The organism is Lentzea sp. JNUCC 0626 (genome assembly GCF_043632865.1).
Lineage (GTDB): Bacteria > Actinomycetota > Actinomycetes > Mycobacteriales > Pseudonocardiaceae > Lentzea.
In genome coordinates this window covers 3,547,801-3,565,461 of the sequence record NZ_CP171635.1, presented here as the reverse complement: position 1 = coordinate 3,565,461, position 17,661 = coordinate 3,547,801, and the positions used below count along the sequence as shown (strand labels likewise).

The window sequence follows — 17,661 nt, the reverse complement described above, 5'->3', positions numbered from 1 at the left end:
GGTCGATCTACGTTGGGGCCATGAGCGAACACGGAACCGGCCACGGGCATGGCCACGGACACGGCCATGGTCACAGCCATGCCGACAGCGTCGACCAGGCGGAGATCCTCGACCTGGACGCCGAACTCCTGGCCACCCACACCGCCGACATCATCGACCGCCTCCCGGTGACGAGCCCGGCCCAGATCGTCGACCTCGGCGCGGGCACGGGCGCCGGCACGTTCGCCCTGCTGGCCCGCTTCCCCGAGGCGCACCTCACCGCCGTCGACTCGTCCGTGGAACACCTCCAACGGCTCCGCGCCAAGGCAGGCGAACGGGGCGTGGCCGACCGGGTCCACACCGTCCTGGCCGACCTCGACACCGACTGGCCCGACCTCGGCACCCCCGACCTGATCTGGGCGTCGGCGTCGCTGCACCACATGGCCAACCCGGCCCACACCCTCGCCCAGCTCCACAAAACCCTTGCCCCGAACGGTGTCCTGGCCGTCATCGAACTGGCGGGCATGCCCCAGTTCTTCCCCGAGCAGGCCCCGGACGGCCCCGACGAACGCCTCCCGCACCGCGGCGCCGACTGGGGGCCGAAGCTCGCCGAGGCAGGCTTCACCGTCGAGGACGAACGCACCATCACCGTCCACATCGAACGGTCGGCGGCCGTCGAACGCTACGCCCGCGCGGTCCTGAGCAGGCAACTCGCCCCCGAGGCCGTGGAAGCCGCCCTGAGCCGCGACGACCTGGCCCTGCACACCGAACGCACCGTCTGGACGGCGAGGAAATGACCTACGAACAGTGGCGGGAAGCCAGGTTTGCCGAGATCACCGACAAGGTGAAGGTCGTCGCCAAGGGCACGGTGAGCGACCAGCCGGTGGAACTCCCCGGCGTTCCAGGACAGTGGCGGGTGATCGAGGGCGCCCTGACCCACAACGGCACCGAAGTCACCGGCGCCACCGAACTCCCCGACGGCCGCACGGCCCTCACCGGCGGCGCCGACGGGTTCTACGGCGTGGTCGTCAAGGACGACAAGGCCCTGGAACAGTCAGGCCTGCAAGGCATCGACACCTACCCCTACGACCCGGCCTGGGTCTTCGAGGGTGAATTCCGGGCGGCACAAGAGGATCGGCACGTCGACGTCGAGCACCTGACCGCACCCCGCACCACCCAGCAGGTCCTGGCGCCGGTCGACCTGGCCGTCACCATCGGCGGTGAGGAGCACGTGCTCGCCGTCCTCGAAACCATGCCGGGCCAACGACTCGTCGTCTTCACCGACGAGACCAACGGCACCGAGACGCCGGGCATCGGTCGGTGGCTCGTGCTGCCACAACAAGAACCCGGCACGAGGCTGACGGTCGACTTCAACCAGGCCACCCTCTCGCACCACCACCTGGTGCCGGCCGTCTTCACCTGCCCGCTGTCCCCGCCCGGCAACCACCTCCCGATCCGCGTCGAAGCAGGAGAACGAGCGCTCATGTACGACCTGACGGCCAAGGCCACCACCTACCTGCGTCACCTCGAGAACCGCGAGTGGGCTGCGGCGAGGGCGATGTGCGCCGCCGACGCCACCGTCTGGCACAACGACGGCAAGGGTGACTCCGGCATCGGCGAGAACATCGCCGGCATGGAAGCGCAGATCGCACCGATCGAGTCGATGCGTTACGACATCACGAGGCAGTTCGAACAGCCCGGAGAGGTGTTGCAGCAGCACGTCGTGAACGTCGCGACCAAGGACGGCGGACTGTTCAAAGTGGACGCGGCCGTCTACTTCCGCTTCGAGGACGGCCTCATCACGAGGATCGAGGAGTACGCGAGCCTGCCAGGCTGACGAGCGCTGCCCGCAACGACTCCACGGCGGCCGCCCGAGCGCCCACCAGCGAAGGCGAAGCCACGGATGCCGCCACCAGCTCGACCTGACGCGCAGACCGTCGGCACTCGGCCCGGACGGCGTCCAGCACCGACGGCCCCCACGACCCGCCGACCACGACCACCTCGGGATCGGTCAGCGTCACGAGTGCCGTCACGACACCGGTGATCGCGCGCGCCAGCACGTCGAAGTCCGAGTCGAGCAACCGCCCGACGTCGATCGCGGTCGAGCCCGGTCGGCGCAGTCCGAGTTCGCCGAACACCTCGATGAACGGCGTCGCGCCGGACGGCCCGGCCGTGATCAGGTGCGAGATCTCCCCGGCCAGTCCGGAACGCCCGCGCCGCACCTCGCCGTCGAGCACGACGGCACAGCCCAGGCCCTCGGCCAGGTACAGGTAGGCGAAGTCCGCTATGCCCAGGGCGGCGTGCTCCGCCTGGGCCGCCCAGTTCACGTCGTTGTCCACCAGGACCGGTCCGTGCAGCAACGGCGAGAGCATCGCGACCGGGTCCAGTTCGCCCACCAGGAACGGCGAGTCGGGCAGGTGCACGAGACGTCCGGTGGCCCGGTCGACGGGGTCGGCGGCGCTCACCGTGCAGAGGCGGACGTTGTGCGCCGCAACGGTTTCCGCGACCACCGAGGGAAGTGCGGAGGCGACGTCGGCCGCGGCGGCGGGCTGGTGCGTGCGGCCGACGACGTCTCCGTGGGCGTCGACGCACTCCGCGGTCACGCCGTCGGGCGCGATCGTCACGACCAAGGCGACGCCGATGTCCTCGGCGAGGCCGTAGAACGAGCCGACCCTGCCCTTGCCGCGGCCGCCGCGGGTGCGTTCGCCGGTGTCGGCGACGAGGCCGCTCTCGACGAGTCGTCGGACGCTCTCGCTCACGGTCGGCTTCGACAGGCCCGTTTCGACGGCCAGTTCGGCGCGCGTCAGCTTGCGCGCGGACATCAACGTCCGCAGCACGTGCTCGTCGGAGATCGAGCGCAGCAACTCCTGCGACGGCTTGGTCACGGGAACGGATTCTAGTTAGGGGTCTTGCCTACAAGCGCGCGACACGCTTATGGTTCCAAGTTAGGAGGCCTTACTGGAAGGAAGTCGCGATGCTGCCGAGCTGGGACACGACCCCCGCTGACCTGCCCCGAGCCATCAAAGAGATCAAGAAGGCGATCCGCGCCCGCATCGAGGCGTCCGGTCGCACCGTCGAAGAGGTGTTCGCGGTCGTCGAGGACCGCATCCGGCGCGAGGTCGACGACGTCAGGTCCGGTCAGGGCTGGCCGGTGCTCGACTACGCCGACATCGAGTCCGGCGCGGCTGACTCCGACCTCGTCAAGCGCCGCGGCTGCCTGGTCATCCGCAACCACTTCGACCGCTCGCAAGCCCTCGCCTGGGACGCCTCGATCGTCGACTACGTCGAGAGCAACGACTTCTTCGCGCACTACCGCGGCCCCGGCGACGACTTCTTCGGCAGCGTCGGCTCGAAGCCCGAGATCTACCCGATCTACTGGTCGCCGGCGCAGACCGAGGCGCGCAGCCACCCGCGGATGGCCACCGTCCAACGCTTCCTCAACGGCCTGTGGCACCACGACGGCTGGTTCGACCCGGCCACCGACGTCGGCTACCCGGACCGCATCCGCCGCCGCCCGCCCGGCACCGACTCGAACGGCCTCGGCACCCACCTCGACCCCGGCACCCTCGACCTCTGGATGACCGCCGAGTACCAGCAGGCGTTCCGGCACCTGTTCGACGGCACGCCCGAGCAGTACGACCCCTGGGACGCCGCCCACCGCACCACCGGTCCGCAGTACCCAGGCACCACCATGTGCTCGGTCTTCCGCACCTTCCAGGGCTGGACCGCGCTGTCCGACATGGCCCACGACCAGGGCGTGCTGCACACCGTCCCGATCCCTGGCGCGATGGCGTACCTGATGCTGCGCCCCCTGCTCGACGACGTCCCCGACGACGAGATGTGCGGCGTCACCGTCAACCAGGTCTTTCCCGTCAGCAGTGAGTACCACTCACTCTTGTTGGAGGCTCTAACGGGAATTCCGGACGTTCACGTCGGTGACAGCGTCTGGTGGCACTGCGACATGATCCACAGCGTCGCGCCCGTGCAGAACCAGGAGGGCTGGGGCAACGTCATGTACATCCCTGCTGCACCCTCTTGCGAACGTAACAACCTCTATCAAAAGCAAATTCATCTAGCGCACGTGACAGGGTCTAGCCCCAGCGACTTCCCGGAAGAGCACTACGAACGGACCTGGCCCAACCGCTCACGCCCGGAAGACCACACGGAACACAGCGCCGTTGCCGGGTGAGGTGTCGAGGGTGATCCGCCAGCCGTGGGCGACGACGAGGGCGTCGACGATCGCGAGCCCCAGGCCGGTGCCGCCGGGGCCGCGGGCGGGGTCGGCGCGGTAGAAGCGTTCGAACGCGCGCGCGGCCTGTTCGGTGGTCATGCCAGGGCCTTGGTCGGCGACTTCGAACGTCGTGGAGGTCAGGCGGACGGTGACGGGGGTGCCGGGTGGGGTGTGGAGGAGGGCGTTGGTGAGGAGGTTCGTGAGGATCTGGCGGACGCGGGCCTCGTCCGCCTCGACGCGCACCGGTTCCGAAGGCAACTCCAGCGATACCGGTCGTTGCACGCGGGCGTCGACGACGGCGTCGGTCACCAGCACGACGAGGTCGACTTCCGACAGCGCCAACGGCTGCTCCGAGTCGAGCCGGGCCAGCTGCAACAGGTCGTCGACCAGAACCCCCATCCGGGCGGCGTGGTCTTCGATCCGCCCCAGAACATCAGAAGCAGAGGAAGCCGCCCCCTGCCGGTACAGCTCGGCGTAGCCGCGGATCGACGTCAGCGGGGTGCGGAGTTCGTGGGAGGCGTCCGCCACGAACTGTCGCATCCGCTTCTCCGAGGAGACCCGGACGGCGAACGCCGACTCGATCTGGCCGAGCATCGTGTTCAACGCGGCGGCCAGCCGGCCCACCTCTGAGCTCGGTCGGCGTACTGGCACCCGGCGGGACAGGTCACCGGCCGCGATCTCCCCGGCGACCTGCTCGACCTCCTCCAGCGCCCGCGTCGACGCCCTGACCAGCGCATATCCGGCCATCCCGACCAGGATCAACGCCCCGAGCGAGATCAGCAGGAACGCCAGCCGCAGGTCGTCGACGGCTCGGTCCACCTCCGACTGGTCCGCGAACGCGATCAGCTCGGTCCCGTCGAGGTCGCGCACCACCACCCGACGCGACCCCACCGTCACGTGCGAGCCGGGTTCCAGCTCCCCGAACTCCGGCAACCCGTCGAACACCGTCCCGGACACGACGCCGGAGGAGTCGCGCACGATCACGTTCTCCCGCAAGGGGAACGCGCGCGGCACCGAGACCACGCGGTCCAGGCGGGCGTCGACCTGGCCGAGCAGGTACCGCTCCATCACGGAGGATCCGATCAGCCACGTGCCGAACAGGCCCGCGGCCGCCAGGGCGACGAGCACCACCACCAGGCGGACGCGCAACGTCATGGGCGGATCATGTACCCCAGGCCGCGCACCGTGTGGATCAGCCGGGGGTCGGATGCGTCCACCTTGCGCCGCAGGTAGGAGATGTACGACTCGACCACGCCGACGTCGCCGTCGAAGTCGTGCGACCACACCTGGTCCAGGATCTGCGTCTTCGACAGCACGCGGCCGCTGTTGCGCATCAGGTAGTGCAGCAGCCGGAACTCCGTCGGCGACAGCTCCACGACCCGCGTGCCGCGCCGCACCACGTGGCTGTCGACGTCCAACGACAGGTCACCGCAGGTCAGCACGTCGGAGGAGTCGGGGCGGGTGCGTCGGAGCACGGCCGTCACGCGGGCGATGACCTCCTCCAGGCTGAACGGCTTGGTGATGTAGCCGTCGCCGCCGATCGTGAGCCCGGTGATGCGGTCGTCCGCGCCGTCGCGCGCGGTCAGGTACAGCACCGGCACGCGAAGACCGTCCGAACGCAGGCGCCGCACCACCTCGAACCCGTCCCGGTCGGGCAGCATCACGTCCAGCAGCACCAGGTCCGGGAGCTCCGAACGCGCCGCCGTCAACGCCTCGGAGCCGGTCGCCGCGCTCGCCACGGTGAACCCCGCGAAACGCAGGCTGGCGCACAGCAGTTCGCGGATGCTGGGTTCGTCCTCGACGACGAGCAACCGGCCCCGTTCCACCCGGGAATCCTGCATCAGCCGGTGGCCGGGCGCTGGGTGATCGTCTGCCCGGACACCGTGCCGTCCGAGCCCGCCTGGCCCTGCACGACGACCTGCTGGCCGGCCTTCAGATCCGATAGCTTGCCCTCGGACGAGATCTCCACCTTCGTGGAGTCCGAAGTGGACACCTTGACGACCTGGCCGTTCTGCGTCTTCACGTAGACGGTCGTGCCGTCGACGTGGTCGATCGTGCCGATGGTGCCGCGCCCGAACTGGCCGCCGCCCTGCCGGTTGGTCCCGGACGGGGGAGTACCACCGCCGGGGAACTGGCGCCCGGCTGCGTTCTGGCGGGTGGGCGTTTCGCTGGCACCGAACGACTTCTGCACGAACACACCGCCGACGAACGCGACGATCGCGAGCACCGCGACGCCGAGGATCATCGTGGTCTTGCCAAAACCCGTCTTGCGTTCCTTCAGCTCGGCCGAGAGATCGTTCTCGAGCGGCTGGTCGAGTGGATTGGTCACAGCGGAAAACTCCTCATTCGTGCCGGAGAGCTTCGATGGGACGGAGCTTCGCCGCGCGGGAGGCGGGATAGCTGCCGAAGAACAGGCCGATCAACGCCGAGACGGCGAACGCGAGCAGCACGGACGACGGCACGATCACGGGCTGGATCCCCGCGATGGTGAACTGGCTGCCGATCACCCCGGCCGCCACGCCCAACGCGCCGCCGAACAGGCTGAGCAGCGTCGCCTCGATCAGGAACTGCCCGAGGATCGACGACCGCGGCGCGCCCACGGCCTTGCGGATGCCGATCTCCCGGATCCGCTCGGTGACGGTCACCAGCATGATGTTCGTGATGCCGATTCCGCCCACCAGCAACGAGATCGCCGCCACCGACGCCAGCAGCACGGTGAACGTCTCGGTCGTCGCGGTGCGCGCGGTCAGCAGCTGGTCCTGGCTGAGGATCCGGTAGTCGGCGGTGTCGGTGATCTTGTGCCGGCCGTTCAGCACCGTCGTCACCTGAGCCTGCGCGTTGGGCAACGCGTCCGCGGACTGCGCCTGCACCACGATCTGGGTGAGGCTGCCGTAGCCGGTCAGCGCGTTCTGCGTCGTCGTCAACGGCGCCACCGCGACGTCGTCCGCGTCCTGCAACCCGCTGGACCCCTTGGCCGCCAGCACGCCCACGACGGTGAACGGGATGTTGTTGACCAGCACGGACTTCCCGACCGGATCGGTGCCGGGGAAGAGCTGCGTCGCGACCGTCGACCCGATCACCACGACCTTGCGCGCCTGCTGCACGTCGTCGGCGGAGAACAGGTTCCCGGACGCGACCGCGCTGTTGGTGGTGGCGAAGTACTGGGGGTCGGAGCCGATGAACTGGCCGACGTCGTGCGTCGTGTCGCCGTAGGCGGCCGTCGCCTGCGCGGAGACCACCGGCGAGGCGTACTTGACGTCGGGGGAGTCCGGCCCGACCAGCGCGGCCGCGTCCGCCGTGGTCAACGGCTTCGCGGTGCTGCCGGGCTGGGCGCGCTGCGGGCTGATCGTCAGGATGTTCGTGCCCAGCCCGGAGATGCTCTGCTCCACCGCGCTCGACGCGCCGTTGCCGACCGCGATCAGCATGATCACCGACGCCACGCCGATCAGAATGCCGAGCGTGGTGAGCCCGGACCGCATCTTGTTGGCGGTCAGGCCCCGCACCGCGAACGCGGCGATCTCGAAGATCCTCACACCAGCACCCCCGCGACCCGGCCGTCGACCACCCGGACCGTGCGCATGGCGTGCGCCGCGACCTCGTCCTCGTGCGTGATCAGCACGACCGTCCGCCCGCTCGCGTTGAGGCGGTCCAGGATGCCGAGGACCTCGCGGCTCGACTCGGTGTCGAGGTTGCCGGTCGGCTCGTCCGCCAGCACGATCGCGGGCGACGTCACCAACGCCCGCGCGATCGCCACACGTTGTTGCTGGCCACCGGAAAGCTCGTTCGGCCGGTGGTGCACGCGGTCCTTCAGACCGACGAGGTCGAGCGCCGCCAACGCCCGCTCGCGCCGTTGGGCACGTCGAACTCCCGCGTACACCAGCGGGAGTTCGACGTTGGCGAGTGCCGTTGTCCGCGGCACCAGGTTGAAGGACTGGAAGACGAACCCGATCTTCCGGTTGCGCAGCAACGAGAGCTGCTCCTCGTCGAACTCGCCGGTGTCGATCCCGTCCAGCAGGTACTGGCCGGACGACGCGACGTCGAGGCACCCGAGGATGTTCAGCAACGTCGACTTGCCCGACCCCGACGCGCCCATGATCGCGAGGTACTCGCCCTTCTCGACGGTCAGGTCGAGGCCCCGCAACGCGTGCACGGCCGTGTCTCCCGCGCCGTAGACCTTGCGGAGGTTCCGGACCTCGATGACCGGGCTCATCGACCGGTCCCGGTGAACCCGCCGCCGTTGCGGTTGCCCCCACCGGTGCCGGGGAACTGACCGGTGCCCTGCTGTTGGCGGTTCGTGCTGTTGTTGGAGGTGCTGACCTGAGGGAGAACCACTTCCTCACCGGCGGTCAGCCCAGACTTGATCTCCACGTACTGGTCCCCGCGCACCCCGATCTCGACGGTCTTGCGCGTCTCGGCACCGTTCTCCAGCACCGCCACCGAACTCGCGCCGTTCACGGTCTGCACCGCGGCGGCGGGTACGGCCAGCACCCCGGTCGCAGAGGCGACGGTGACCTCGACACTCGCCGACTGCCCCGGCTTCAGCTCGGCGGGCGGCTGGGTGAGAGCCAGGCTCACGCCGTACTGCACGACGTTGTTCGCGGTGGTCGGGGTGAGGTCGACGGTGGTGACCTTGGCCTGGATCGGCGTGCCCGCCATCGCGTTCACCGTGACGGTCGCGGTCTGGTCGGCCTTGAGCTTGCTGACGTCGGACTCGGAGACGTTCGCCTTCACCACGAGGTTCTTCAGGTCCGTGACGACCACGAACCCGGACGCGCTGGTGGTGCTGCTGGACGTCGAGCCGGTAGTGGAGCCGGTGCTGCTGCTGGAGGAGGAACTGCCGCTGCCGACCTTCTGCCCGATCGCTCCGGTGACGGAGGTGATGGTGCCGTCACCGGGCGCCGTGAGCACGGTCGCGGCCAGGTTGTCCTTGGCCTGCTGGAGGGCGAGCTGCGCCTGCCGGTACGCGGTCAGCAACGCGTTGGTGTTCGTGCCCTTCTCCAGGGCCGCGTTCAGGTTGCCCTGCGCGATGTCGACCTGCCACTGCGCCTGCGTGGGGTCGAGCTTCGCGAGCTGCTGGCCCTTCGTCACCACGTCGCCGACCTTGACGTTGATCTCGGTGACCGTGCCGCTGGCGCCGAACGAGGCGGCGGCGCTGTAGGAGCTCTGCACCGTGCCCGAGGCCGTCACCACCTCGCTGACGTCGCGGTTGGCGGCAGCGGCCGTGCGGGTGGCGGTGGCGGACTGGGCACTGCCGGAGGAACCGAAGAACACCAGGTAACCGGCCACACCGGCACCGAGGAGCACCACCACCAGCAGTCCGTTGATCACCAAGGATCTGCGACGTCGAGTCATGGCTCGGGATCGTCGTCCGCCAAGCTGTGTCCGGGCTGCGAGTTTCCTGGCAGCGAGCTGAAGATCAGCCTGACCGTTTTCACCCGAATGAGCACCTTGTTGCTTTTCGAGCAACCCCTACGGTCGAGGAATGGCCACCAGCACCCCCTCCACCGCGTACAGCCGGGACCTGGGCGAAGAACTCCGCAAAGTACGCGAGAAGTCCACCGATCTCACCGGCGCCGCGTTCGCGATCAAGCTGGGCTGGGACCCCAGCAAGGTCTCCACCCTGGAGAACGGCAAGTACCGCCCCAGCGAGATCGACCTCGTCCAGTACCTCTCCATGCTGGGCAAGGACATCGACTTCTTCGAGGACTTCAAACGCCGCTTCAGCCGTGCGTTCGACGAGTACATCGTGCTGGTTCCGGACAACCTCCGCGCGCTGGCGATGGCGGAGTCCACAGCCAAGACGATCATGCGATACGACCCGCAGTCGCTCACTGGGCTGCTGCAGATCCCCGAGTACACGGACGCGCTCTACCGGATGGGTGGATTCGTCACGGAGGAGCGAATCCCGGCGCTCGTGCAGTCTCGGAGCGACCGCCAGTCGATCCTGCGGCGCCACAACCGGCCGAAGTGCCTCTTCTACATCCACGAACACGCGCTGGAGACGCAGGTCGGTGGTCCTCGCGTCATGGAAGACCAGTACGCGAGGCTGCTGTTCAACGTGCACCTGGTCCGGGTCGTCCCTGCCGATGCGCCGGTCGTGGCCACGGGATGCACCCTGTGGGAGTTCGAGAAGGCGATGCCCGTGGCGTTCATCGAGGGCGACCTCGTGAACGTGTTCGTGCAGGATCCCGCTGCGATCGTGAGGGCCCGTCTGCTGTTCGACCGTTTGGCTGAGGTTGCCTTGGATGAGGAACAATCGCGGAGCAAGCTGGCGGAGTACGTCGGCCGACCGCGAGAGGACTTCGATGCAGCAGGAACGCGTTTGGCGTAAGAGCAGCTACAGCGGCGCGACCGAAGACGGTGACTGCGTCGAGGTGTCGGTCTTGTCCGGGGCGCTGGTCCGTGACTCGAAGTCGCCGTCCACCGGCGTCCTGAGCTTCGGCGTCACCGCGTGGGCGAGCTTCGTGCAAGGGTTGCGCTGACCGGCTCGTCCCAGTCGATGTGGTGGTCGTAGATCCACTGGCTCGGGTCGCGCGTCACGAGCTTCATGGCCAGGCTCATGATCAGGTCGCGCGGAATCCGGGCCACGGGTCCGAGCGCCTTCCAGCCGCCGGTGCGGTTTCCTTGGGCTACCACGCGTTCCACCCGTGCACGGCGTAGTCGTTCGTACGCGGCGAACGCCGAGGCGATGTCCGGACTGTCGCGCAGGCACTTCGCCAGGACGACGGCGTCCTCGATCGCCATGGCCGCGCCCTGGCCGATCGACGGGGCGGTGGCGTGGGCCGCGTCCCCGATGACGATCATCCGGCCGCGGTGCCAGTGCGGCACGGTCGGGAGGTCGTAGGTGTTCCAGCCGGTGTGGATCCGGTCGGTCGCCGCGATGATGTCCGCGGCGGGGCCGCGGTCGCGCCGGAAGAGCTCGGTCAGCCGGGACCGCCACTCCTGAGGCGTGATCGTGGACAGTTCGGTGGGGCTCGGAGGGTTCGCCACCCACCACACCTCGCCGTTCGGGTGGGCCGTGTAGGCCATGAAGCAACTTCTGCCGAAGAGCGCGTTCATCATGCCCGGCGCGCTGTCCACCGTGACGCCACGTGCGTAGCCGCCGGTGTTGAGCAGTCCGGAGTAGCGCGCGCCCGGTGCGTTCGGGTCGATGATCTCGCGGGTGCGCGACCGCAGGCCGTCCGCGCCGATCAGCAGGTCGCCGGTGGCGGTCGTGCCGTCGGTGAACGTCGCCAGCACTCCGTCGCCGGTGTCCCGCGCGTCCGCGAGCCGCTTGCCGTACTCGAACCGCACGCCGCGGCGGACGGCCTCGTCGCGGAGCGTGCGGTAGAGGTCGGCCCGTTTGACGGTTCTGCTCGTGCCGTACGGCAGTTCGCCGAGCTTGCGGCCGGACCCGCTGGTGATCGTGATGCGCGGGGTGTCGAAGCCCAGGTCGTTGACGTCGAGGTCCAGCGCGCGCAGGGCGTCGAGTGCGTTCGCCGCGAGGGTCAGGAACACGCCCGCGTTGTCCGCAGTCTGCTCGTACGCCTCGTGGACGACCGCGGTGATGCCCGCCCTGTGCAACGCGATCGCGCTCGCCGAGCCCGCGATGCCGCCGCCCACCACTACTGCTGTGTATGCCATACACGGCAGTGTATGGCATACACTGCCGTTGCGGTGCAAGCCGCTGACGAGCCCGAATAAAGTGGTGCCGATGAACGACAAGCTGCCGGAAGGCCTCGACGTGCTCTGGGGGCGCCTGAACGCACCGGCGCCGGAACCCAGGCCGGGCCTGAGCCTCGACCGCATCGTGCGCGCGGCGGTGGAGGCGGCCGACGCCGGTGGCCTGGACGCGGTGTCGATGGCCAAGATCGCCAAGCAGCTGGGCTTCACCACGATGTCGCTCTACCGGCACGTCAAGAGCAAGAACGAGATCCTGCTGCTGATGCTGGACTCGGTGGCGGCCGTGCCCGCCGACCTCGACGAGCCCTGCGAGGACTGGCGCCAGGGCCTGCGGCGCTGGTGCGACGCGCAGTGGCTGATGCTGCACGCCCACTCCTGGATCGTGCACCTGCCCATCACCGGGCCGCCGGTCACGCCCAACCAGCTGGCGTGGACCGATCGGGCGCTCCGCGTGCTGGCCGGTACCGGACTGAGCGAGAGCGACAAGGCCGGCGTCGTCCTGCTCGTCGCCAACTACATGCTCACCACCGCGCGGCTGAGCACGGACCTGGGGCAGGCGGCCTCGGGGGAGTCGGTCGCCGCCTACAGCGCGTTGCTCGGTGGTCTCGTTGACGCGCAACGGTTCCCCGCCCTGCGCACGGCCGTCGACGCGGGCGCGTTCGACTACCCGTCCGGCACCGCGCCCGACGATCGCCGGTTGGGCTACGCGTTCGGCCTGGACCGGATCCTCGACGGGGTGGACGTGCTCGTCCGGCAGCGCGCAGGGGCCTGACCACCGGTTTTCCTGCCGGGAAAAATTTCCTCGAAACACCTTGAACCGTTGCCCGAACTGTCACGTGTACCCGCTGTCGAACGGGAACGAGGGGACAGGGCCATGGCTGACGAGAAGACTGTGATGATCGGCCAGTGCGGTCCGACGCTGCTGCTGCCGAAGCAGGGCAGCCGGGTGACTCCCTTGCGCCGCAACGCTCCGCTGCGAGTGGACGTGGCCGGTGGCGGCCCGGTCGGCCTCGCGTTCGCCTGCACGCTCAAGGCGCAGCTCGGTGACGCGGTCCAGGTCCGCGTGCATGACCGCCGCTGGAAGCGCGCGAACAACCGCGTCGTCTGGAAGGGCCTGTCCGACGGCAACAACCGCCGCGAGCAGGTCGTGACGTTGCAGAGCAACGTCTGGGCGGCGCTGCCCCTCGCCGTGCAGAACCGGCTGTTCGCCCCCGGCAAGTTCTCCGAGATGTGGCCGCTCGGCCCGGACTCCCCGAAGTCCAAGGGACGGCCGCGCAACATCAAGATCCGCTGGATCGAGGACGCGCTGCTGGACATGGCCCAGGACGTCTACGGCATCGACCTCGTCGCCGACGCCTACACCCCGCCCGCGAAGTTCGACGGCCTGCACGTGCTCGCCATCGCCGACGGCGCCCGGTCCGCCACTCGCGAGGCGTTCAAGGACCAGTTCGGCACCCCCAGCCGTGAACTGTTCTCAGTGGACGGTTCGCCGCTCGACGAGCGCGTGCTCGGCATCCGCGTCACGGCCAAGTCCCCCGACGAGCACACCGTGCCGTTGACGGTGGCGCAGAACAGGTTCCTGTTCAACTCGATGGGCGGCGGCTTCATCAACATGCGCCTCACCGCCGAGGAGGCGTCGGAGATCGTCGCGCTCGGTGAGAGCGGTCCCGTGTCGTGCATCGGCAAGTTCGGCTGCTCCATGCGCCCCTCGACCAACGGCCGGTTCGTCTGCGACAAGCACCGCGCGGTGTTCAAGCCGTCCGTCGACAAGCTCTCCTACCTGTGGCCCCGGATCCTCGACGGCCTGCGGTTCTTCGGCGTGGGCGTCGCGGACGTCGTCGGCATCAACTCGTTCACGCTCGGCATGCAGCAGATGTCGAAGTTCACCGCCCAGCTCGCGCCGTCGACGTTCGGCTTCCTGCTCGGCGACGCCGCCAACTCGCTGCACTTCTGGCCCGGCCGCGGTCTCAACACGGGCCTCAAGAGCGCGCTCTCACTGGCCGTGAACCTGCAGAAGCGCTGGAACGGCAAGCCTTTCCGCGCCGCCGACTTCGCCCAGCACGAGGGCATCATGCAGCAGCTCCAGTACCGCGAGAAGTCGCGCGCCTGGACCACCATGCTCATGCCCGACGCCGAGGGCACCCCGCGCGGCATCGAGGACCGCATCCGCGACGGCCTGCACGGCCCGTGCGACCGCGCGGCCCTCGTGCAGACCCTGTTCGAGCGCGTGATCGACATCAAGAAGCGGATGGGCGACCGGATGGGCCCGCTCGCCACCGACGAGTGGTACTACGGCCGCGTCAACGCCCTCGACACCCGCACGTTGAAGGTCATGGTCGAGTCGGGCGCGTGGATCACCCGCGAGATCGGCGGCGAGGAGGTCGAGATCCCCTCGGCCACGCCCGCCGCCGAGCCCCAGCCGGTCCGCCGGGGCCTGTCATTGGTCAGCTGACGACCGAGTACCGGCTCAGCGTGATCACGCCGGAAAAGGTTCGCGTCTCCACGAGTTCGAGCGGCACGGAGCTGTCGAGGGCGGTGTAGAACGACTTGCCGCCGCCCAGCAGGACCGGGTGGGTGACGATCTCGAACTCGTCGACCAGCCCGGCCCGCATGGCGGCGGCGGCCAGCGTCGCGCCGCCGACCCGCAACCGGCCGCCGTCGCCGGACTTGAGCCGGGTGATCTCGGCGATCGCGTCGCTCGCCACCACGCGGGTGTTCCAGCGGGTCTCGTCGGCCATTGTGGACGAGAAGACGACCTTGGGCGTGTCCCGCCAGTTGCGGGCGAACGCGATCTGCGCAGGGGTGGCGTCCGGCTGCTCGTCACCGGTCGGCCAGAAGGAGCTCATGGTCTCCCACAGCCGGCGCCCGTAGAGGAACGTCTCGACGGCCTGCTCCTGTTCGAGCCACCACTCGAACAGCTCGTCGCTCGGCGCACCCCAGTTGACGCCGCCGTCGGGCGTGGCGATGTAGCCGTCGAGGCTCAGGTTCATGCCGTAGACCAGTTTCCGCATGCGCGGCATCCTTCCGTCAGTCCGTCGCCAGGTAGACCCAGGCGTCCACGCTCGACCCGAGCCGCACCAGTGCGCGCCGGTAGTCGTCCACCTCGTAGAGGTCGGCCGCGGCCAGTTCCGCGGTCGTCACCTCCAGCATCGTTCCGACGACCGATTCGTTGGAGTCGCCGGTGTGCCGGACGATCGGGTGCCGGTCCGTCCCGCTGACCGCGACCACGGCCGGGTCGGTGATCGTCACCCAGTCCTGCCGGTACCCGGGCAGCACGTCCTCCTTGCCCACCAACGTTCGTCCGAAATGTTCGATCTGCACCGACGGCGTCTGCAGGGTCCCGTAGGAGAACAGGTTCACCACCGCGTCGGCCGGTCCGCCGATCCGGTGCAGGAGCGGGTGGGCGACGTCCGCGTTGACCACCACGACGGAAGCCCGTGCGGCAGGCCCGACCTCGTCCAGGTAGCGACGACTCGCTGCGTGGTAGCGCTGGTCGAACGCCTTCTCGGCCTTCTCGAGCCCTCCCAGCAACTCCGCGTCCCGCCGGGTTCCGCGGTCCCGCGCCACGGCGAACGGCGTGTCCACGAACACGACCTCGTCCCACTCCAGGTCCCGTTGCAGGAAGCTGCCGTCCACCACCAGGACCAGGTCGTCCGGGGCCTGCACGGCGGGCTCGTCCACCGGGGTGTCCGACCGCAGGTCGATGATCCGCGTCCGGTACCGCCGGTCACCGCCGGGGCCGAGCGGGTCGAGCACCAGCCGGGAGAACGCCGCGAAGTCGTAGGCGTCCTGGTAGTACCCGTCGGCCGAGTCCCGCCCGAGACGGTGCCGGACGGCGCGCGGGTGGTGGAACCCGTCCATCGACAGGTGCGCGGCGGACCGTCCGCGAGCGGCGACGGCGGCGGCCAGTTCGCGGGCCAAGGTCGTCTTGCCCGACGCCGTGATGCCGTCCACCGCCACCCGCAACGGACGGGCCTGCCCGGCGAGGTGATCGGCGACCCGGTTCAGCACGCGCTCCCGCGGAGTGATCATGCGACCGAATCTAGTGGTGCGGCCCGCAACGTCGGCGAGGTAATCCGCACTCAGCAGGGCGCCTCGCGGCCCCGCCCCCACGCCCCCGTACCACCAGTACGAGGGCGTGGGGGCGGCACCACGATGCACCCGTCTGACCGCGCATTCCCCCGGCAACGTTCCGAGCCACACCACTAGTCTTCCTCGACCTCGCGCCGTGCGAGTCGCACTTCCTCGACGTCGAGCTTGCGCTGGATGGTCCGCAGCACGATGTCGTCGATGGCCGCCTCGTCGCGCAGCCGCACCACGGTCGCCCGCTTGTGCGCGATCAGCTCCAGCCGCAACGCCGCGTACTGGAGTTCGGACGCGGCCACCTCCTCGTCGCCGGCTTCCTTGGCGCGCACGACTTCCAGGTGGTGTTCGTACTCCGCCAGCACCCGCTTGTAGACGACGTCGGACACGCCCACCTTGTCGGCGAGGCGCGGCAACGCCTCGTAGGCCTCCTCGGACGCCGTCGACTGCGCGAGCCGGAGTTCCTCCTCCAGCGCGGTGTCCTCGGGCAGCTGGGAGAACCGGATGATGGCGGGCAGCATGATCGACTGCACGATCAACGTCAGCACCACGACACCGGACGTGATGAGGATGATCTCCTCGCGGAACGGGAAGGGCGCGCCCCCGACGACGGTCTCCGGCACGGCCAGGGCCGCCGCCAGCGACACCGCCCCGCGGAACCCGGCGGCGGACGACGCGAGTCGTTGCCGCGCACCGACCCGGCGCAACCGTTGCTGCGGACGGCGGTCCAGAGCCCGGATCACGTAAGGAGTCGTGTAACTCCACAACAGCCGCGTCCCGACCACCGTCACCGACACCAGTCCGATCGCACCGAACGTCGCGAGGGTCTGCGAGCCGTCCAGCGACCGCAACGCGCTGTGCGCCTGGAGTCCGATCAGGACGAACAGGGCACCGTTCAGCACGAACGTCGCGATGCCCCAGAACGCGTAGCTGACCTGCCGCGTGTCGGCCCGCACGATCCGGGGACCGACCCGCGCGAGCGTCAGCCCGCACGTCACCACCGCGATCACGCCGGAGCCGTGCACCGTCTCGGCCAGCAGGAACGCCGCGAACGGCGTCAGGATGCTGACCACGCTCTCGTGCAACGGGCTGTCGAGCCGCTTGCGCACCTGCACCGCGAGCCACGCCACGATCAACCCGGCGACCGCGCCGCCCGCGTACGACAGCACCAGCTGGAGTCCGACGCGGCCGGTGCTGAACTGCTGCTCTCCGACGGTGATGGAGACGGTGATCGCGTAGATCACCAGCGCGGTGCCGTCGTTGATCAGCGATTCGGCGCGCAGGATGGTCGTCGTGCGGCGGGGCATGCCTCGGGCGATGGCCGACACCGCCGTCGCGTCGGTCGGGGCGAGCGCCGCCCCGAGCACCCACGCCGGACCCCAGTCGAGGCCCAGGGCGTGGGCGACCGACGCCACCGCGGCGGCCGTCGCGAGCACGAGCACCGTGCTGAGCAGCACGATCGGCCGGAGGTTGCTGCGGATCTCCCGCAACGACGTGTTGAGGCTCTCCCAGTACAGCAACGCCGGCAGGAAGATCAGCAGCATCGCCTCGGGCGGCAGGCTGACCTCTTCCAGGGCGGGCACGAAGCCGAGCACCGCGCCGCACACCACCAGCAGGACGGGCGCGGCCACGCGCAGCCGTCCGGACACGACGCTGCTCGCGAGGATGCACACACCCAGCACCACTACGAGTTCTAGACCGAGCAT

At 69.3% G+C, this 17,661-nt stretch carries 18 protein-coding genes; 7 read left to right on the top strand and 11 right to left on the bottom strand.

Annotation, left to right across the window (positions count from 1 at the left end):
* Positions 1-20: 20 nt before the first annotated feature.
* The gene (locus tag JNUCC0626_RS14995) at positions 21-776 is read left to right on the top strand and encodes a class I SAM-dependent methyltransferase (RefSeq protein ID WP_394620355.1); all 756 of its coding nucleotides are present in this window, start codon (positions 21-23) and stop codon (positions 774-776) included.
* The gene (locus JNUCC0626_RS14990) at positions 773-1,816 is read left to right on the top strand and encodes a DUF1684 domain-containing protein (protein WP_394620354.1); all 1,044 of its coding nucleotides are present in this window, start codon (positions 773-775) and stop codon (positions 1,814-1,816) included. Before JNUCC0626_RS14995 ends, JNUCC0626_RS14990 begins: the two co-directional genes overlap by 4 nt.
* On the opposite strand, the gene JNUCC0626_RS14985 is transcribed toward JNUCC0626_RS14990, so the two are convergent.
* Positions 1,779-2,864, bottom strand: a complete 1,086-nt coding sequence (locus JNUCC0626_RS14985) for an ROK family transcriptional regulator (protein ID WP_394620353.1) — start codon at positions 2,862-2,864, stop codon at positions 1,779-1,781. The genes JNUCC0626_RS14990 and JNUCC0626_RS14985 overlap by 38 nt on opposite strands.
* A gap of 89 nt (positions 2,865-2,953) precedes the next feature.
* Between JNUCC0626_RS14985 and JNUCC0626_RS14980 the strand changes: the two genes are divergently transcribed.
* Positions 2,954-4,168, top strand: a complete 1,215-nt coding sequence (locus JNUCC0626_RS14980; protein WP_394620352.1) for a YbiU family protein — start codon at positions 2,954-2,956, stop codon at positions 4,166-4,168.
* On the opposite strand, the gene JNUCC0626_RS14975 is transcribed toward JNUCC0626_RS14980, so the two are convergent.
* Genes JNUCC0626_RS14975 through JNUCC0626_RS14950 form a run of 6 tightly spaced genes read right to left on the bottom strand, consistent with a single transcriptional unit; the run spans position 4,124 to position 9,562 of the window.
* Complete coding sequence (locus JNUCC0626_RS14975; RefSeq protein WP_394620351.1) at positions 4,124-5,365, bottom strand: sensor histidine kinase; 1,242 nt, start codon at positions 5,363-5,365, stop codon at positions 4,124-4,126. The genes JNUCC0626_RS14980 and JNUCC0626_RS14975 overlap by 45 nt on opposite strands.
* On the bottom strand, positions 5,362-6,051 hold the full coding sequence (locus JNUCC0626_RS14970) for a response regulator transcription factor (RefSeq protein ID WP_394620350.1): 690 nt from the start codon (positions 6,049-6,051) through the stop codon (positions 5,362-5,364). The genes JNUCC0626_RS14975 and JNUCC0626_RS14970 overlap by 4 nt, the downstream gene beginning before the upstream one ends.
* Positions 6,051-6,539, bottom strand: a complete 489-nt coding sequence (locus JNUCC0626_RS14965; RefSeq protein WP_394620349.1) for a hypothetical protein — start codon at positions 6,537-6,539, stop codon at positions 6,051-6,053. Before JNUCC0626_RS14965 ends, JNUCC0626_RS14970 begins: the two co-directional genes overlap by 1 nt.
* A 13-nt stretch (positions 6,540-6,552) precedes the next feature.
* On the bottom strand, positions 6,553-7,743 hold the full coding sequence (locus JNUCC0626_RS14960) for an ABC transporter permease (protein ID WP_394620348.1): 1,191 nt from the start codon (positions 7,741-7,743) through the stop codon (positions 6,553-6,555).
* A complete protein-coding gene (locus JNUCC0626_RS14955) occupies positions 7,740-8,420 on the bottom strand; it encodes an ABC transporter ATP-binding protein (protein ID WP_382444860.1) in 681 nt (226 codons plus the stop codon). Before JNUCC0626_RS14955 ends, JNUCC0626_RS14960 begins: the two co-directional genes overlap by 4 nt.
* A complete protein-coding gene (locus JNUCC0626_RS14950; protein WP_394620347.1) occupies positions 8,417-9,562 on the bottom strand; it encodes an efflux RND transporter periplasmic adaptor subunit in 1,146 nt (381 codons plus the stop codon). Before JNUCC0626_RS14950 ends, JNUCC0626_RS14955 begins: the two co-directional genes overlap by 4 nt.
* Before the next feature lie 130 nt (positions 9,563-9,692).
* Between JNUCC0626_RS14950 and JNUCC0626_RS14945 the strand changes: the two genes are divergently transcribed.
* Both JNUCC0626_RS14945 and JNUCC0626_RS14940 read left to right on the top strand, forming a co-directional pair.
* The gene (locus JNUCC0626_RS14945; protein WP_394620346.1) at positions 9,693-10,541 is read left to right on the top strand and encodes a helix-turn-helix domain-containing protein; all 849 of its coding nucleotides are present in this window, start codon (positions 9,693-9,695) and stop codon (positions 10,539-10,541) included.
* Positions 10,516-10,692 (top strand): DUF397 domain-containing protein, encoded by a 177-nt coding sequence (locus JNUCC0626_RS14940; RefSeq protein ID WP_394620345.1) that lies wholly within the window; start codon positions 10,516-10,518, stop codon positions 10,690-10,692. Before JNUCC0626_RS14945 ends, JNUCC0626_RS14940 begins: the two co-directional genes overlap by 26 nt.
* Here the strand turns inward: JNUCC0626_RS14940 and JNUCC0626_RS14935 are convergent.
* A complete protein-coding gene (locus tag JNUCC0626_RS14935) occupies positions 10,655-11,833 on the bottom strand; it encodes an FAD-dependent monooxygenase (RefSeq protein WP_394620344.1) in 1,179 nt (392 codons plus the stop codon). The genes JNUCC0626_RS14940 and JNUCC0626_RS14935 overlap by 38 nt on opposite strands.
* Before the next feature lie 70 nt (positions 11,834-11,903).
* On the opposite strand from JNUCC0626_RS14935, the gene JNUCC0626_RS14930 reads away from it, so the two are divergent.
* Both JNUCC0626_RS14930 and JNUCC0626_RS14925 read left to right on the top strand, forming a co-directional pair.
* Positions 11,904-12,644, top strand: a complete 741-nt coding sequence (locus tag JNUCC0626_RS14930; RefSeq protein ID WP_394620343.1) for a TetR/AcrR family transcriptional regulator — start codon at positions 11,904-11,906, stop codon at positions 12,642-12,644.
* A 102-nt stretch (positions 12,645-12,746) separates the two neighbouring features.
* Positions 12,747-14,324: a hypothetical protein gene (locus JNUCC0626_RS14925; RefSeq protein WP_394620342.1), complete on the top strand. Its 1,578-nt coding sequence runs from the start codon at positions 12,747-12,749 to the stop codon at positions 14,322-14,324.
* Here the strand turns inward: JNUCC0626_RS14925 and JNUCC0626_RS14920 are convergent.
* The 3 genes from JNUCC0626_RS14920 to JNUCC0626_RS14910 form a co-directional block, all read right to left on the bottom strand.
* Positions 14,317-14,883, bottom strand: coding sequence for a dihydrofolate reductase family protein (locus JNUCC0626_RS14920; protein ID WP_394620341.1), 567 nt, complete (start codon positions 14,881-14,883; stop codon positions 14,317-14,319). The genes JNUCC0626_RS14925 and JNUCC0626_RS14920 overlap by 8 nt on opposite strands.
* Before the next feature lie 16 nt (positions 14,884-14,899).
* On the bottom strand, positions 14,900-15,904 hold the full coding sequence (locus JNUCC0626_RS14915; protein WP_394620340.1) for a gamma-glutamylcyclotransferase: 1,005 nt from the start codon (positions 15,902-15,904) through the stop codon (positions 14,900-14,902).
* Between the two features lie 173 nt (positions 15,905-16,077).
* Positions 16,078-17,661, bottom strand: a complete 1,584-nt coding sequence (locus tag JNUCC0626_RS14910) for a Na+/H+ antiporter (protein WP_394620339.1) — start codon at positions 17,659-17,661, stop codon at positions 16,078-16,080.

Excerpts from the sequence above, each read along its gene's own strand:
- JNUCC0626_RS14955 (WP_382444860.1), bottom strand. The coding sequence starts at position 8,420 with ATGAGCCCGGTCATCGAGGTCCGGAACCTCCGCAAGGTCTACGGCGCG.
- JNUCC0626_RS14920 (WP_394620341.1), bottom strand. The coding sequence starts at position 14,883 with ATGCGGAAACTGGTCTACGGCATGAACCTGAGCCTCGACGGCTACATC.
- JNUCC0626_RS14995 (WP_394620355.1), top strand. The coding sequence starts at position 21 with ATGAGCGAACACGGAACCGGCCACGGGCATGGCCACGGACACGGCCAT.
- JNUCC0626_RS14935 (WP_394620344.1), bottom strand. The coding sequence starts at position 11,833 with ATGGCATACACAGCAGTAGTGGTGGGCGGCGGCATCGCGGGCTCGGCG.
- JNUCC0626_RS14945 (WP_394620346.1), top strand. The coding sequence starts at position 9,693 with ATGGCCACCAGCACCCCCTCCACCGCGTACAGCCGGGACCTGGGCGAA.
- JNUCC0626_RS14990 (WP_394620354.1), top strand. The coding sequence starts at position 773 with ATGACCTACGAACAGTGGCGGGAAGCCAGGTTTGCCGAGATCACCGAC.
- JNUCC0626_RS14915 (WP_394620340.1), bottom strand. The coding sequence starts at position 15,904 with ATGATCACTCCGCGGGAGCGCGTGCTGAACCGGGTCGCCGATCACCTC.
- JNUCC0626_RS14980 (WP_394620352.1), top strand. The coding sequence starts at position 2,954 with ATGCTGCCGAGCTGGGACACGACCCCCGCTGACCTGCCCCGAGCCATC.
- JNUCC0626_RS14925 (WP_394620342.1), top strand. The coding sequence starts at position 12,747 with ATGGCTGACGAGAAGACTGTGATGATCGGCCAGTGCGGTCCGACGCTG.
- JNUCC0626_RS14970 (WP_394620350.1), bottom strand. The coding sequence starts at position 6,051 with ATGCAGGATTCCCGGGTGGAACGGGGCCGGTTGCTCGTCGTCGAGGAC.
- JNUCC0626_RS14950 (WP_394620347.1), bottom strand. The coding sequence starts at position 9,562 with ATGACTCGACGTCGCAGATCCTTGGTGATCAACGGACTGCTGGTGGTG.
- JNUCC0626_RS14975 (WP_394620351.1), bottom strand. The coding sequence starts at position 5,365 with ATGACGTTGCGCGTCCGCCTGGTGGTGGTGCTCGTCGCCCTGGCGGCC.
- JNUCC0626_RS14910 (WP_394620339.1), bottom strand. The coding sequence starts at position 17,661 with ATGCTCGGTCTAGAACTCGTAGTGGTGCTGGGTGTGTGCATCCTCGCG.
- JNUCC0626_RS14930 (WP_394620343.1), top strand. The coding sequence starts at position 11,904 with ATGAACGACAAGCTGCCGGAAGGCCTCGACGTGCTCTGGGGGCGCCTG.
- JNUCC0626_RS14940 (WP_394620345.1), top strand. The coding sequence starts at position 10,516 with ATGCAGCAGGAACGCGTTTGGCGTAAGAGCAGCTACAGCGGCGCGACC.